This window comes from Janthinobacterium foliorum (assembly GCF_978021625.1).
In genome coordinates this window covers 238,553-251,947 of the sequence record NZ_CDXDQE010000001.1, presented here as the reverse complement: position 1 = coordinate 251,947, position 13,395 = coordinate 238,553, and the positions used below count along the sequence as shown (strand labels likewise).

Annotated in this window: 13 protein-coding genes; 2 read left to right on the top strand and 11 right to left on the bottom strand. The window is 66.0% G+C overall.

All coding sequences use genetic code 11. The annotated features are described in order from the left end of the window. Nucleotides 1–15: 15 nt before the first annotated feature. The 9 genes from ACZ92H_RS01190 to ACZ92H_RS01150 form a co-directional block, all read right to left on the bottom strand. On the bottom strand, nucleotides 16–732 hold the full coding sequence (locus tag ACZ92H_RS01190; RefSeq protein ID WP_465048293.1) for a glycosyltransferase family 2 protein: 717 nt from the start codon (nucleotides 730–732) through the stop codon (nucleotides 16–18). Further along, the gene (locus tag ACZ92H_RS01185; protein ID WP_465048294.1) at nucleotides 729–1,370 is read right to left on the bottom strand and encodes a class I SAM-dependent methyltransferase; all 642 of its coding nucleotides are present in this window, start codon (nucleotides 1,368–1,370) and stop codon (nucleotides 729–731) included. The genes ACZ92H_RS01190 and ACZ92H_RS01185 overlap by 4 nt, the downstream gene beginning before the upstream one ends. Then, nucleotides 1,367–2,137 carry a PIG-L deacetylase family protein gene (locus ACZ92H_RS01180; protein ID WP_465048295.1) on the bottom strand — a complete coding sequence of 257 codons (771 nt, stop codon included), beginning with the start codon at nucleotides 2,135–2,137 and terminating at the stop codon, nucleotides 1,367–1,369. The genes ACZ92H_RS01185 and ACZ92H_RS01180 overlap by 4 nt, the downstream gene beginning before the upstream one ends. 1 nt (nucleotide 2,138) lies before the next feature. Further along, complete coding sequence (locus tag ACZ92H_RS01175) at nucleotides 2,139–3,167, bottom strand: acyl-CoA dehydrogenase family protein (protein ID WP_465048296.1); 1,029 nt, start codon at nucleotides 3,165–3,167, stop codon at nucleotides 2,139–2,141. A gap of 165 nt (nucleotides 3,168–3,332) precedes the next feature. Beyond that, a complete protein-coding gene (locus ACZ92H_RS01170; RefSeq protein WP_131372481.1) occupies nucleotides 3,333–3,836 on the bottom strand; it encodes a hypothetical protein in 504 nt (167 codons plus the stop codon). A gap of 300 nt (nucleotides 3,837–4,136) precedes the next feature. Further along, nucleotides 4,137–6,221, bottom strand: coding sequence for a methyl-accepting chemotaxis protein (locus ACZ92H_RS01165; protein WP_465048297.1), 2,085 nt, complete (start codon nucleotides 6,219–6,221; stop codon nucleotides 4,137–4,139). 57 nt (nucleotides 6,222–6,278) lie between these two features. Next, nucleotides 6,279–7,061 carry a TorF family putative porin gene (locus ACZ92H_RS01160; protein WP_465048298.1) on the bottom strand — a complete coding sequence of 261 codons (783 nt, stop codon included), beginning with the start codon at nucleotides 7,059–7,061 and terminating at the stop codon, nucleotides 6,279–6,281. 262 nt (nucleotides 7,062–7,323) lie between these two features. Further along, nucleotides 7,324–7,746: a hypothetical protein gene (locus tag ACZ92H_RS01155; RefSeq protein WP_131372487.1), complete on the bottom strand. Its 423-nt coding sequence runs from the start codon at nucleotides 7,744–7,746 to the stop codon at nucleotides 7,324–7,326. Nucleotides 7,747–8,344: 598 nt separating this feature from the next. Then, entirely contained in the window at nucleotides 8,345–8,578 is a 234-nt protein-coding gene (locus ACZ92H_RS01150; protein WP_465048299.1) for a DUF3563 family protein, read from the bottom strand. 439 nt (nucleotides 8,579–9,017) lie between these two features. Between ACZ92H_RS01150 and fucP the strand changes: the two genes are divergently transcribed. Continuing rightward, nucleotides 9,018–10,325: an L-fucose:H+ symporter permease gene (gene fucP / locus ACZ92H_RS01145; RefSeq protein WP_131372491.1), complete on the top strand. Its 1,308-nt coding sequence runs from the start codon at nucleotides 9,018–9,020 to the stop codon at nucleotides 10,323–10,325. A 57-nt stretch (nucleotides 10,326–10,382) separates the two neighbouring features. On the opposite strand, the gene ACZ92H_RS01140 is transcribed toward fucP, so the two are convergent. After that, nucleotides 10,383–11,276, bottom strand: a complete 894-nt coding sequence (locus ACZ92H_RS01140; RefSeq protein WP_131372493.1) for a LysR substrate-binding domain-containing protein — start codon at nucleotides 11,274–11,276, stop codon at nucleotides 10,383–10,385. Between the two features lie 160 nt (nucleotides 11,277–11,436). On the opposite strand from ACZ92H_RS01140, the gene ACZ92H_RS01135 reads away from it, so the two are divergent. Beyond that, entirely contained in the window at nucleotides 11,437–12,933 is a 1,497-nt protein-coding gene (locus ACZ92H_RS01135; RefSeq protein ID WP_131372496.1) for a succinyl-CoA:acetate CoA-transferase ScpC, read from the top strand. 75 nt (nucleotides 12,934–13,008) lie between these two features. Here the strand turns inward: ACZ92H_RS01135 and ACZ92H_RS01130 are convergent, their stop codons facing one another. Further along, a complete protein-coding gene (locus ACZ92H_RS01130) occupies nucleotides 13,009–13,380 on the bottom strand; it encodes a hypothetical protein (protein WP_465048300.1) in 372 nt (123 codons plus the stop codon). Nucleotides 13,381–13,395 lie beyond the last annotated feature (15 nt).

The window sequence follows — 13,395 nt, the reverse complement described above, 5'->3', positions numbered from 1 at the left end:
AGGGCCGCGTAGGCACTATGTCAGCGTCAGCTGCGGCGCATCTCCCAGCGCCGCCACCACCTGCAGCAAGGTATCGCCAAAACCGCCCCGGGCCTTCGCCTGGCGGCGCGCGCTGGTGGTGACTCTTGGCGCGGCGCTCCAGGCGATGTGCGCGCCGCTCGCCTGCAGGGCGGCCACCAGCGCCACGTCTTCGCTGCAGGCCAGCGGCGCGAAGCCGCCGGCGCGCAGGTAGGCGCTGGCGCGCACGCCGAAGTTGGCGCCGTGGATGTGGCGGTGGCCGTCGGCGTCCGTGTAGGTATGGGCGAAGTGCTGGCGCAGCGCAGCGGCGTTGTGTCCGTGCGGCGACCAGTCGTCGACGGCCACCGTGCCGCAGACGGCATCGGCGTCCAGTGCCAGCTGGGTACTCAGCCAGGTAGCCGAGACGCGCGTGTCGGCGTCCGTGAAAGCCAGCCAGCGCGCGCCGCGTTGCAGCAGCAGCTGTGCGCCGGCGGCGCGCGCGGCGCCCACGTTGCGCGCATCGACGCTGATGCAGTCGAGGCGCCAGGGCAGGTCGGCCTGCATGGCGTGCGCCAGCACGATGCGCTGCGAGTCGTCGCTGCAGGCGTCGAGCACGATGACGATGCCGACGGCCTCGCCGCGCAGCAGAGGGCAGGTGGCGGCGACGCGCAGCGCCTGCAGGCAGGCGTCCAGGCAGGCTTCCTCGTCATGCACGGGGACCACGATGCCGATCATGCGAAGCCCTCGCGCTGCGCCACCGAGCGCGCATCGTTCGACCAGATCCCCAGCAAAAAATCGCTTTCCTCGTGGCGCAGCACGCGGTGCAGGCCCGCCGCATCCTGGAAGGCCGCATGCACGCGCACGGTCGAGACGATGCGCTGCGCGAACGGCGCGCGCCAGTGGCACAGCACGATGCTGCCGCCCGGCGCCAGGCTGGCGACGCTGTGTTCGACCACGCGCGCCAGCTCCTCCGGCGACAGGTAATAGGCGATCTCGCTGAGCACGATCAAGTCGAATTTGTCGGCGCCCGGCAGGATGCGCGGCCAGTCCTGCGGCAGCCGGTGCTGCGCCAGGCTGACATGCGCATCCTGGCCCGCATCGAGCAGGCGCTGGCGCGCCAGGCGCAGCGCTTCGGGCGACATGTCGGCCGCCAGCACGCTGTTGCAGCGCCGCGCCAGCTCCACCGTCAGCTCGCCGTTGCCGCAGCCCGGCTCAAAGGCGCTCCGGTAGCGGCGCTGCGGCAGGCAGGCCAGCAGCAGGGCGCGCTTGCGCTCTTCGTACCAGCGCTGGCGCACCAGCCAGGGATCGGCATCGTCGCGGTACAGCTGGTCGAAGTAGGCGTCGCGCTGGTCGTCCGCTTTTGGGGCGTTCATAGGAAATACACCTCCCAGGCATGCAGCAGCCGCTGCAAGGCGTCGCCGGCGACGATGGGCGGCTGGCCCGTCGACGGGTCGCCCTGCATCTGGCTGGCAAAGCAGCGCAGGGCGTCGCGCTTGCGCTGGAGCTGGACGGCCGATAACGGCAGGCGGCGCGCGCGGTGCCAGGGCAGGCGCATGTCCCCGGGCGTGGCCCAGTGCCAGCCCCAGACGGGCATTTCCACCAGGCTGGCGCCGCTGGCCGAGCACGCCGAAGCGCAGGCCCAGCCGCATGCTTCGTGGTCGGGATGGCCGTCCAGCCGCCAGGTGGTGAAGACCCGGTCGCCGGGGCGCAGCTGCGCCGCCAGCAAGTCGCGCAACTGCGCGGTCATGGCGGCCACGCTGCCGTCGGGCAGGTGCAGGCGCAGCCAGTCGGGCGGCGCCATGCCCAGCGCATGCAGGGCCTGTGCGGACTCCTGCGGCCGCATGCGGCGCAGGCGTTCCGGCGGCCACAATGGCGAGCCCGGGTGGCTGGCATCGCCATCGGTGACGGCCACCAGCAGCAGCGCGCTGCCTTGCGCCGCCAGCAGTTGCAGCAGGCCGCCGCAGGCGAGGATTTCATCATCGGGATGGGGGGCGACGATGACGGCGCGCGTCCCCGGCGGCACCAGTTCCGCCGCGCCGATGACGGGCACGTCGCCGAGCCCGGGCCAGGCTTGCCACACGTGGTCCGGCGTGCCGTCGCCTTCGATGCGGCGCGCATGCGTGTCGAGATGGGCGAACATGTCAGAGCGCCCAGGGATGCTCTTCGGCGCCGGCGACGATGCCGCCCAGCACGGCCTGGTCGCGTTCCGCATGGCTCTGGCGCAGGAACACGGGCAGGTCGGCCGCCATGCGCGCAAAACGCGCATCGCGGCACAGGGGGCCGGCGCCCAGCGCGCGCGTGGCCAGGTGCAGCACCAGGGTGGCGGCGTCTTCCACGGCCAGGCGCAGGCGCAGCGCCACGGCCATGGCGTCGCGCTGCGGATGCTGGTCGAGCTCCGCCGCGCCTTCGCGCAGCAGGGCGCCGGCCGCGCGCAGGGCGCAGTCGATCTGCCCCAGTTGCGCCAGACGGATGGGGTCGGGCGCGGCGTGCTGGGCCCGCGCGTGCAGGTGGCTGGCGATGGCGCAGGCGGCGCCATACCAGGCGGCGGCTATGCCGGCGCCGCCGTGCCAGAAGCCGGGGCGCTCCAGGTAGGCACCGGGGGCGCCCACGGGAAAGGCGCGCGCGTGGGAAAAGCTGACGTCGACGCTGGCGCAAGCCTGCATGCCGACTGCCTGCCAGCCTTCGTCCGTGACGTGCACGCCCGGCTGCGCCAGCGCGACGGAGGCGAGGCAGGCCTGGCCATCGCCGTTCCAGCAACTGATCAAGGCATGGCTGAGACCGCTCGCGCCGGAACACCACGCCTTGCGCCCGTCGAGCACGTAGCGGCCGTCTGGCGTTTGCTGCAGCTTGATGCGCGCACCCGGCATTTCCGCGCACCAGACGCCCCAGCTGCTGCCGGCTGGCGCGCCGGGGCCGTCGATTTCCGCCAGGATGGCCAGCGCATCGGTATGGCCTTCAAACAGCTTGAGCAGGGAAAGGTCGACGGCGGCGACGGCGGCCAGCATTTGCCAGCGCTGCAGGGTGGCGCCATGGCCGGGCAGGGGCAGCTGGTCCAGACCCGCGTCGCGCAGGCGGCGCAGGCCGTCGATGGGAGAAAAAGTGCTGTCGCGCGGCCGCAGCAGGGCGGACAGGTCGGCGGGGGATGGCACGGCAAAGGCGGTGGACGACATGGCAGGCTCCTGTTTTTCAAGAGCTTAGCTTTCTATTTTTATAATGTATGTTCGCTCCTGCACATTCGCGCGCTAACGGGCACAAGTGCATGAGTCCGGGCGGCGGGCGGCGGGCCTGCTGCAGGGCGGGGAGCCCCGCAGCAGATTCTGTGTTTATTGCTGCGCTTACTTCTTTACATACAGCATGTCGGGCACGTAGGCGCCACCGTCCTTGACGACGGTGTAGAGATTGTTGTCGCGCAAGAAGATCCCGCCGGCGATGGTTTGCGCCGGACGCATGCCTTCGTCGATGAGACAGGTCGAGCCACCGTCATACTCGATACACCATTGCTGCTTGCCTTCTTTCTTTACGTATTGCACGCCAGGACCGGTGACGCTGAAGCTGTAGGCGGGGATGGAGAGGTTGAGCTTGTCGATGCGCACGCCGGTGGCGGCGCCATTGTTGGTCAGTTTGATCTGGATATCGGCCGTGCCGTCCGGTGCCGCGCTGATCTTCGCGCTCATGGTTTCCGTCCCCAGCAAGGTGCCGCTGCAGTCCGCCTTGAGGTAAGTCTCGGTCGTCGGCGTGAATTCCAGCGCGCCGCTGCCATCGCCTTTCAGCGCCACGACCATGGTTTCGCGTTCATGGTCGTCGCATGCAGCTTGCCAGGTGCCAACGTAAGCGGCCAATGCCGGCGCGTTGCCGACTATGCCGGCATTGGCACTGCCAGAATCACCGCCGCCACCACCGCAGCCAGCCAGCAGTGCGGTACTTGAGGTCAACAATATTGCCACTGTTTTTTTCATGCCCCATCCTTTGATTTCGGCAAGCATGCGTGCCGTAGGCGCGGCAAACAGTATAGGAGAGGGGATGGGGCGCAATTCTCACCGATTGTCTTTGTGACTTGATTTAAATCAACACTATCTCGCCGCCGGGAGCGTCCCCGCCCGCCTTGGCAGGCGGTACGCGATGGCGGCGAGTGGATCCGTTTAAAACTCTTCCCAGTCATCGCCTGCCGGCGCCTTGGCGGGTGCCCGTTCGGCAAGCGCCGGCTTGGCGGCGGCCGGGCGCTTGCCCGGCAGCGCTGCCTTGGCCGGCGGCGCTGCCGCCGTCACTTTCCCCACCTTTTGCGCCGGCGCGGCCTGGTGCGCCTGCTCGCCCAGCTTGAATACGCTGACCACGTCGGCCAGGTGGCTGGCCTGGTCTTGCAGGCTTTCGGCGGCCGCTGCCGCTTCCTCGACGAGGGCTGCGTTTTGCTGCGTCACGCCATCCATTTGCGCCAGCGCCTGGTTGACCTGGGCGATGCCGTCGCTTTGCTCGGTGGTGGCGACGCTGATGTCGGCCATGATGGCGGTGACCTTGCGCACGCTGTCGACCACCTGCTCCATGGTGGCGCCCGCCTCGTCGACGAGCTTGCTGCCAGCGGCCACCTTGCCCACGGAATCGTCGATCAGCAGCTTGATTTCCTTGGCCGCCGCCGCCGAGCGCTGCGCCAGGTTGCGCACTTCCGTGGCAACGACGGCGAAACCGCGTCCCTGTTCCCCCGCGCGGGCCGCTTCGACGGCCGCGTTCAAGGCCAGGATATTCGTCTGGAAGGCGATGCCGTCGATGACGCTGATGATGTCGACGATCTTGTTGGACGAGTCATTGATCGAGGTCATGGTCGCTATCACCTTGCCCACCACTTCGCCGCTCTTTTGCGCTACATCCGAGGCCGAGGCGGCCAGCTGGTTGGCCTGGCGCGCATGGTCGGCGTTTTCCTTCACGGTGCCAGTCAGCTCTTCCACCGAGGCGGCCGTTTCTTCCAGCGAACTGGCTTGCTGCTCCGTGCGTGCCGACAGGTCGTTATTGCCTTGCGCAATTTCCGCGCTGGCACGCGCCACGTTGTCGGCGCTGGCCTGTACTTGCAGCAGCACGGCGTGGATCTTTTCCACGAAGTCGTTGAAGCCCTTGCCGATGACGGCCAGCTCGTCGGTGCCCTTGACTTCCAGCTTGACGCGCAGGTCGGCGTCGCCGCTGGACAGGTCCGTCATGGTGCGGCCCAGGGTGCGCAGCGGACGCGTCAGCTGATTCACGACGAGGATCAGGATGCCGGCCGTGGCCGCCGCGCACAGCAGGGCGACAATCAGGGTGTAGGTCATCAGGTCGCGCGCCGAGGCGGTGGCCACGCTTTTCGGAAAGTTCAGTTCCACGCTCCACGGCGCGATATCAGGATGGATCTGCAGCGGCTGCAGCAGGTGGATCTGGCCCTTGCCGTCCTCGTACTCATACGGCTGGCCCTGGCGCACTTTTTCCAGACCCGCGGCCGGCACGTCGTCGGCCTTCTTGCCCAGACGCTCGGGCACGGGGTGGCTGGCGTACAGGCCGCCGTTCGAGATCAGTGCCAGCTTGCCGCCTTCGATGACTTTCAGGTCGGACAGGATCTTCGCCAGGCGCGTGAGCATGAAGTCGGCGCTGGCCGTGCCCTTGAAGCTGCCGTCGATCATGATGGGCGCGACCAGCGAGGCCATCAGCACATTCTTGCCGTCGACGGGGTAGATGTACGGTTCCGTGAAGTAAGTCTTGCCGGTGCGCTTGGGCACGTCGTACCAGTCGTTGGCGCCCGCTTTCGGGTCGAAGACGATGGGTTCGACTTGCAGCTTGCCGCCGGCGCCCCGCGTCCAGTAGGGCATGAAGCGGCCGCTGGCGTCGTAGTGCGGCTTCTGGTTGGCAAACTCCGCATCCTTGCCGTCGAGCGCATTCGGCTCCCACGTCACGGCCGCGCCCAGCAAGTCATCCGAGCTGGTCAAGGTGGCCTTGGTCAGTTCATTGATTTGTTCGCGCTGCATGGGCAAATTCGCGCCCTTGGTGCCGCGCATGGCGCCGGCCAGGCTGCTGACGCTGGACAGGTTGCTGGCGATGCGCGCCTGCAGCGCGCCAGCCACTTCGCGCGCCGAGGTGCGCGCCAGTTCCAGGGCGGCCGCTTCAGCGCTGGCGCTGCTCTTGTAGCCGATCACGGCCGCCGTGACGCCCAGGCTGAGGACGGCCAGCGCGGTGGCGGCCACGCAGATTTTACTGTTGAGTGAGAGTTGCATGATGTGGTTCCTTGATAGGGAGGGATAGCGGTGTCATGGGCGGCGCGGGTAGCGTGCTCAGAAAGTCTTGCTGACGGCCAGCACGACCGTGGTGGCGGCCGGGTTCGAGGTATCGAACCGGCCCGCCGCATTCGGCACGCCCAGCGTGTAATGATCGTAGGCGTCGGTGGCGCCCCAGGCGCGCGTGACGGCGGCGCTGGCGCTCCAGCCGCCGGCGAAGGCCCTGGTGACGCCCGCCTTGGCGTCGCGCCAGTTCCACATGGCATTGCCGGTACCGGCCACGCGGCCATCGCCGGCGTGCAGGTTCAGGGTCCAGGCATGGCCCAGGTCGATATTCGCGCCCACGTCCAGGTAGCCCGTGCCGCGCGCGTGAGTGATGCCAAAGAAGTCCTGCGTGACGGTGCGGTTGTACTTGGCATACAGCATGCGGTAGGTCAGGCCCAGCGACAGTTCGCCATAGTCGTACCTGACGCCGGTGGCGCGGTAGATGGCGCCCGGGTATTTGTAGTAGTACGCCAGCACGCTGTAGCCCAGTTCGCCCACGGTGCCGCCGTAGCCGCCGTACAGGTCCCATTCGACAGTGGCATCCTGGATATAGCGGTCGCTGACGGTGGAAGCCCAGGTGCCCAGCGACCAGCCGCCGGGGTGCGCGTAGTCCAGGCCCGCCTGCAGCGCGGGCTTGCCCCATGTCTGGCGGAAGCCGCGGGAAATGTATTGCGAAACGAGGCTGGCGTTGGCGCTGATGCCGGCGCCGGCGGGCGCGCTGTCGTCGGCGCGCGCGGCGGGTGCCGCCAGCACGAGCAGGGCGCAGCCCAGCAGGGAAGTGGTCAGGGAGGGCATGGTCGGTCGCATGGCAGTCGGCTCCGTATTTGCTGGCAGCGGCTGTTGGCGCGCGCTGTCCTGGTGGTTGCAAAAAAATGCGGAAAGGACTTGGTCAGGGGAGGAAAGGTGACGCCGTCCTGCGTGCCGGGCGGCCAGCAGACGGCTGCGTGAACATGCACACATTCTCACCAAACGTAACTGAAAGGATAGGGGGTATGACTAGTACAAGTCAATAATGTTGCGATACGGAAATCGTAAGTTGTTGTTTAGCGGCACTTTTTCATGCTGTTGTCAGCATAGGCGTGCCGCGGCCGGCCGCCAGCCGCAGGGTGCCCAACAGCTGCGGCAGGGCCGCATGCAGGGCCGCCACGTCCGCGCCAGGCAAGTCCAGCTGCGCTTCCACCGCGCCCGACGGCTGGCCCCACACCACTTTCGCGCTGAGCTGGGCGCTGGCATCGAGGCCCGCCACGCTGACCAGCAGGGCCACTTCTTCCGCCTGGTCGTCCGCAACATTCTCCAGCAGGCAAGAGATGCCCAGGTGATACGCCTGGAAGGCCTCGGCCGTGCCGCTGGAAAAGGCGAAGACGGAGGCCAGCACGTGCGGCGCGTCGGCCGACAGCGGCGCCAGCGCGGCGCGGAACAGGGGCAGCAAGTCGTTTTCCAGCTGGGCGGCCAGCGGATGGGTGTGGCTAAGGACGGTCATGGCGGGGATGTCGCGTGCGGCAAGGTTGGGAACGGGCGCCATTATAAGGCGCAGGCGGGGCGCTTGCCGCGCTGGTGCCGGCATGTGTCGCGCAGGTCAGCGCAAGTCAGGATCGATGTGGCCCGACATCGGCGGCCAGGCATGCGGCACCACGTCTCCGGGGCCGGTCGGCAAGAGCATCCCGTCCCGCTTGCCGGGCTGGACGCCGCACCGCACGGGACGGTGGCCATTGACGCCATTCACGCCGGCACGGCGCAGCCTGGCCGCTATGTCCGATGCGCGGGTCCAGCAAGGGCGGGCGCAGCGCATTTTCATGCTCCTGGCACGCGCACAGGCGGCCGGATCGAGCAAAAGCGAATCCGTAGAAGTACGTAGTAAAACTAGATGAAATGACAGGGAAACGTGCAGGCTGGCAGGAAAATGAGCTGACGCACTGCAGCATGGCGGTGCTGCCCGGTGCCGTGCCGGCTGGCCGCATGTGCCGGCACGGCCCATCCTGTGCTCAAGCGCGGGGCGAGCAGGATGGGACTGGCAATGGTGTTGCCGGGGGGCTTGCTGGTCTTGCTGGTGCTGCTGGCTATTTATTACGCGACAACTATTAACGGCTCAAACCGCTCATCCAGCTCGGCTGCGGATTGGCGCGGGCCAGTTCGCGCATGCGGTATTCCAGGTCGTAGCGGTCCGTCGATTCGGCCAGGTACGCTTCTTCATAGGCGCGTTCGCGGTGGTCGGCGGTCTGGTTCAGCCAGGCGCCCAGGCGTTTGGCGGCGTGAACGAGGGTGGCGACGATATTGTTGTTTTGCGTGGTGTGATAGGTAAATGCGGTAGACATGGCAAACTCCTGTGAGTGGCGTGCCGCGATGTGCTGCACTGCAACATAAGTATACCAATCCCAAGATATAAGGCTACTTTTGATTTCAAATGTCAGCTATTCATTTTTGAAATAACAGGCGCGAAAGCTGCGCATTGCGGGGCTTTCGGGCATAATGCGGGCGCAGTATCGTAGTTTTACTACAAGACTGTTTTGGCCTGGATGTTGTTTTCAGACGCAGCCCGCAGGCGTGCTGCGCATATAAAACAAAGTTCCGGCAAGAAATGCCCGGCCGTGCGCCTGCCGCGCGAGAATTGCGCCATGCTTGCCCCGTATTCCTGATGGCAGTCATAGCCTGCGCTGATGTCTGGCGTCTTTTCTGGTGCGTCCCGGTGCTGCCTCGATGGAATCGCTTCCATGCCTGGCAAGACAAAACTTGGATTTGAAAAATGGAGAAGGTATGGAATACGTAAAGCAAGGCCAGGGCGCATCGTCCGCACGGGCCGGCACGCAAAACAATACAGGCGCCCTGATCATTGTCACGGTGCTGTTTTTCATGTGGGGGTTGCTGACCTCGCTCAATGATGTGCTGATTCCCCATCTGCGCTCGATCTATACGCTCACGTATGTACAGGCGATGCTGGTGCAGTTCTGCTTCTTTGGCGCCTACGCCATCGTCTCGTTGCCGGCCGGCATGCTGATCAAGCGCATCGGCTACCAGCGCGGCGTCGTCGCGGGCCTGCTGATCGCCGCCGCCGGCTGCGCCATGTTCTATCCCGCCTCCACGGGCAGCTATGCGCTGTTCCTCTTGTCCTTCTTCATCCTGGCGGCCGGCATCACCGTGCTGCAGGTGGCCGCCAATCCCTACGTGACGGAACTGGGCGACCCGCAGACGGCGTCGAGCCGCCTGACCCTGACGCAGGCGTTCAATGCGCTGGGCACCACCGTGGCGCCGGCCCTGGGCGGCATGCTGATCCTGTCGGGCACGGTCCTGACGGTGCAGCAGTTCGACCTGCTGCCGGCCGCCGAGCAGCTGGCCTACCGCGCCAAGGAAGCGGCGGCCGTGCAAGGCCCCTACCTGGTGCTGGCCGCCACCCTGGTGATCCTCGCCGTGCTGTTCGCGCTGGCCAGGCTGCCGAAGATTTCCCATGCGGACGATGCGGCCAGCCTGGCGCAGGACGGCAATACGGTCTCGATCTGGTCGCACCGCCACCTGGTGCTGGGCGCGCTGGCCATCTTCCTGTACGTGGGCGGCGAAGTCAGCATCGGCAGTTTCCTCATCAACTTCCTGGGCGAGAGCCATATCGCTGGCCTCAGCCACGCCGATGCGGCGTATTTCGTCAGCTATTACTGGGGTGGCGCCATGCTGGGCCGCTTCGTCGGCTTCGCCGTGATGCGCTATGTCAGCCCGGGCAAGACGCTGGCCTTCAACGCCGCCGTCGTCATCGCGCTGATCCTCGTTGCCGTCTTCTCCAGCGGCCACACCGCCATGTGGGCGCTGATCGCCGTGGGCCTGTTCAACTCCATCATGTTCCCGACCATCTTCAGCATGGCCCTCAACAAGCTGGGCGCGCAAACGGGACAAGGTTCAGGCATCCTGTGCATGGCCATCGTCGGCGGCGCCATCGTGCCCTTCATCCAGGGCTTCCTGGCCGACCACATCAACCTGCAGCTGTCCTTCCTCGTGCCGGCCCTGTGCTACACGTTTATTTTGTACTTCGGCTGGAAATACGCCGGCATGTACCAGGACGATGCCGGCGCCAAGTAAGCGCGGCACTGTACGGTAAGCAAGGAAGAAGGGTGGCCTCGGCCACCCTTTTTTACGTCAGTGTCCGAATTTCGTGCCCAGGACATCCTGGCACACTTCCAGCCAGGCGCGCGCCGCGTGCGACAGGTAGCGCCCGCTCCAGATATGCGCCACCTGCCATGCCACTTCCGGCTCGACGATGCGCACCGTTTCCAGCGGCTCGCCCGCCAGGCGGTGGATGAACGGCTCCGGCAGCAGGGCCACGCCCAGGCCCGCCGACGCCATCGCCACCAGCCAGTCCCATTGGCCGCTCTGCGCGGCAATCGTCGGCGCAAATCCCGCCTGCGCGAAGTGCTGGCGCAGGCTGCGCGTGAGGGCGAAATCATCTTTCAACAGCACCAGCGGCAAGTCGGCCAGCGCCTTGAACGGCAAGGTCGTGCGGTTTTTCTGGAAGGTGCCCGGTTCGGCCAGGGCCCAGATCGGGTAGCTGGCGATGGCCACCGTCACCAGCTCCAGCTCCGGGTCGGCCGGCAGCACCGTCATGCCGATTTCCAGGTCGCCGGCCGCCACCATGCGCTCGATCTGCTGGCCCGTGTCTTCCTGCAGGGTCAGGCTGATATGCGGATAGCGGGCGCGGAACGCCTTCAGCACGGGCGTAAACAGCACGTTGATCATGGGCGGGATGCCGACCGTCAGGCTGCCGCGCTGCAAGGCCTGCGTATCGCGCACTTCCAGGGTCAGCTGGCGCATATTGGCCAGCATTTCCTGGCCGTGCTGGTAGACGATGCGGCCCGTGTCGGTCAGGGTCAGCTTGCGTCCATCGCGCACCAGCAGCTGGGCGCCCACTTCATCTTCCAGCTGGCGCACCATCTTGCTGATGGTGGACTGGGTCAGGTGCAGCGATTCGGCTGCCTGCGTAAAGCTCGACAGGCGCACGGTTTCCACGAAATAGCGCAGGGAACGGATATCCAAGGAGGTGCTCGGCGTTGGCAAGACATGAAAATATCGACTGGATATGGCGAAATTAATTCATGCCATGCATGTAAGCAGGATTTTATACTGAATCCACTTATGGGGCTGGTGTATGACAGCCATCCAGTTTGAGAATATGAAGAAGATCAGGAGCATCACGATGTACGAGGACCGTATCCGCCACCCAGGCTTGCTCAATAAAATCATGAGCGCCACTGAGGCAGCCAAATTGTTCCACAACGGCATGCGTGTCGGCATGAGCGGCTTTACCCGTGCCGGCGACGCCAAGGCCCTGCCGCGCGCCCTGGCCGAGCGCGCCCTGCAAGAGCCCCTGAGCCTGACCCTGATCACGGGCGCGTCGCTGGGCAATGGCAGCGACGGCTTGATGGCCGAGGCGGGCGTGCTGGCGCGCCGCATGCCGTTCCAGGTCGACCCTGTCTTGCGCGGCAAGATCAACAACGGCGAGGTCATGTTCATCGACCAGCACCTGTCGGAAACGGCCGAGCAGCTGCGCTCGGGCAACCTGGCAGCCGTGGATATCGCCGTCATCGAAGCGACGGCCATCACGGCCGCGGGCGCCATCATCCCGACCATGTCGGTCGGCAACTCCGCCGCCTTTGCCCAGCAGGCCACGCAAGTCATCATCGAAATCAACCTGTCCACGCCGCTGGCGCTGGAAGGCTTGCACGACATTTATATTCCGCAAACCTTGCCGGGCCGTGAACCGATCCCGCTCACGCGTGTCGACCAGCGCCTGGGCAGCACGGCCATCGCCATCGACCCGGCCCGCATCGCCGCCATCGTCATCACGGACAGCCCGGACAGCCCGTCGAACGCCTTGCCGCCCGATGCGGAAACGCAGGCCATCGCCGGTCACGTGATCGCCTTCCTGGAGGGCGAAGTGGCGGCCGGCCGCATGGGGCCGGAACTGCTGCCGCTGCAGGCAGGCATCGGCACCATCGCCAATGCCGTGCTGCATGGCCTGATCGGCTCGCCATTCCGCAACATGACCATGTATTCGGAAGTGCTGCAGGACAGCGCCATCGAACTGCTCGATTCGGGCCAGCTGGCATTCGCTTCGGCCTCGTCGATCACCCTGTCGGCCCCCGTGCACCAGAAGCTGATGGACAATATCGACCACTACCGCGCGAAGATCGTGCTGCGTCCGCAAGAGATCAGCAACCATCCCGAAATCGTGCGCCGCCTGGGCATCATCGCGCTGAACACGGCGCTCGAGTTCGACATCTACGGCAACGTCAATTCCACGCACGTGTGCGGCACGCACATGATGAACGGCATCGGCGGCTCGGGCGACTTTGCGCGCAATGGACAAGTGTCGATGTTCGTGTCGAAATCGGCGGCCAAGGGCGGGCGCATTTCCAGTGTCGTGCCGATGGTCTCGCACGTGGACCATACGGAGCATGACGTCGATGTGCTGGTGACGGAATGGGGCTATGCCGACTTGCGCGGCCTGGCGCCGCGCGAGCGGGCGCCCTTGATCATCGAGCGCTGCACCCATCCCGATTACCGCGCCCAACTGCGTGCATATTACGACGCGGCCTGCCAGCGCGGCGGGCACACGCCGCATATCCTGCAGGAGGCGCTGGCGTGGCACACGCGCTACCAGGAAACACAGAGCATGCTGGCTGCGGGATAACGGGTCTGCATCGATAAATGCGCGGCAGGGCGAGGGCAGGGCGGTGCGGCACCGTGCCTGCCCTTTTGCGTTTTCTTAGTACATGTGCAGCGCCTTGGCGCCCAGGCCCAGCAGGGCAAACGTGGTGGTGGCCTGGATGCCCATGAACCACAGGAAGTGGCTGTGCATGTGCTTGCGGATGTCGCCCAGTTCCGTGCGCAGGGCGTGGCAGTCGCCGCGCAGGTCGCCGCGAAATTGCGTCAGGTCGGCGCGCAGCAACTGCGATTCGTCGCGCAACTCCGTGCGCACGTTGTCGAGGCCAGCGCCAAGACGCTGCTCCAGCGCCTTGAACCATTGCCGGCCATGCTCCCGGTCCGTTTCCAGTTTTGTCAGCCGCGCTTCCATGCGTACAGCATTGTTCGCGCTTTGCTGTTTGTCAAGCCGGTCCGTGGCATAGGCGTCGCTCATCTCGCACTCCTTCGC

Bases quoted from the DNA above. Each gene is read 5' to 3' on its own strand.
- ACZ92H_RS01190 (WP_465048293.1), bottom strand. From the start codon at position 732: ATGATCGGCATCGTGGTCCCCGTGCATGACGAGGAAGCCTGCCTGGAC.
- ACZ92H_RS01185 (WP_465048294.1), bottom strand. From the start codon at position 1,370: ATGAACGCCCCAAAAGCGGACGACCAGCGCGACGCCTACTTCGACCAG.
- ACZ92H_RS01180 (WP_465048295.1), bottom strand. From the start codon at position 2,137: ATGTTCGCCCATCTCGACACGCATGCGCGCCGCATCGAAGGCGACGGC.
- ACZ92H_RS01175 (WP_465048296.1), bottom strand. From the start codon at position 3,167: ATGTCGTCCACCGCCTTTGCCGTGCCATCCCCCGCCGACCTGTCCGCC.
- ACZ92H_RS01165 (WP_465048297.1), bottom strand. From the start codon at position 6,221: ATGCAACTCTCACTCAACAGTAAAATCTGCGTGGCCGCCACCGCGCTG.
- ACZ92H_RS01160 (WP_465048298.1), bottom strand. From the start codon at position 7,061: ATGCCCTCCCTGACCACTTCCCTGCTGGGCTGCGCCCTGCTCGTGCTG.
- ACZ92H_RS01155 (WP_131372487.1), bottom strand. From the start codon at position 7,746: ATGACCGTCCTTAGCCACACCCATCCGCTGGCCGCCCAGCTGGAAAAC.
- ACZ92H_RS01150 (WP_465048299.1), bottom strand. From the start codon at position 8,578: ATGTCTACCGCATTTACCTATCACACCACGCAAAACAACAATATCGTC.
- fucP (WP_131372491.1), top strand. From the start codon at position 9,018: ATGGAATACGTAAAGCAAGGCCAGGGCGCATCGTCCGCACGGGCCGGC.
- ACZ92H_RS01135 (WP_131372496.1), top strand. From the start codon at position 11,437: ATGTACGAGGACCGTATCCGCCACCCAGGCTTGCTCAATAAAATCATG.
- ACZ92H_RS01130 (WP_465048300.1), bottom strand. From the start codon at position 13,380: ATGAGCGACGCCTATGCCACGGACCGGCTTGACAAACAGCAAAGCGCG.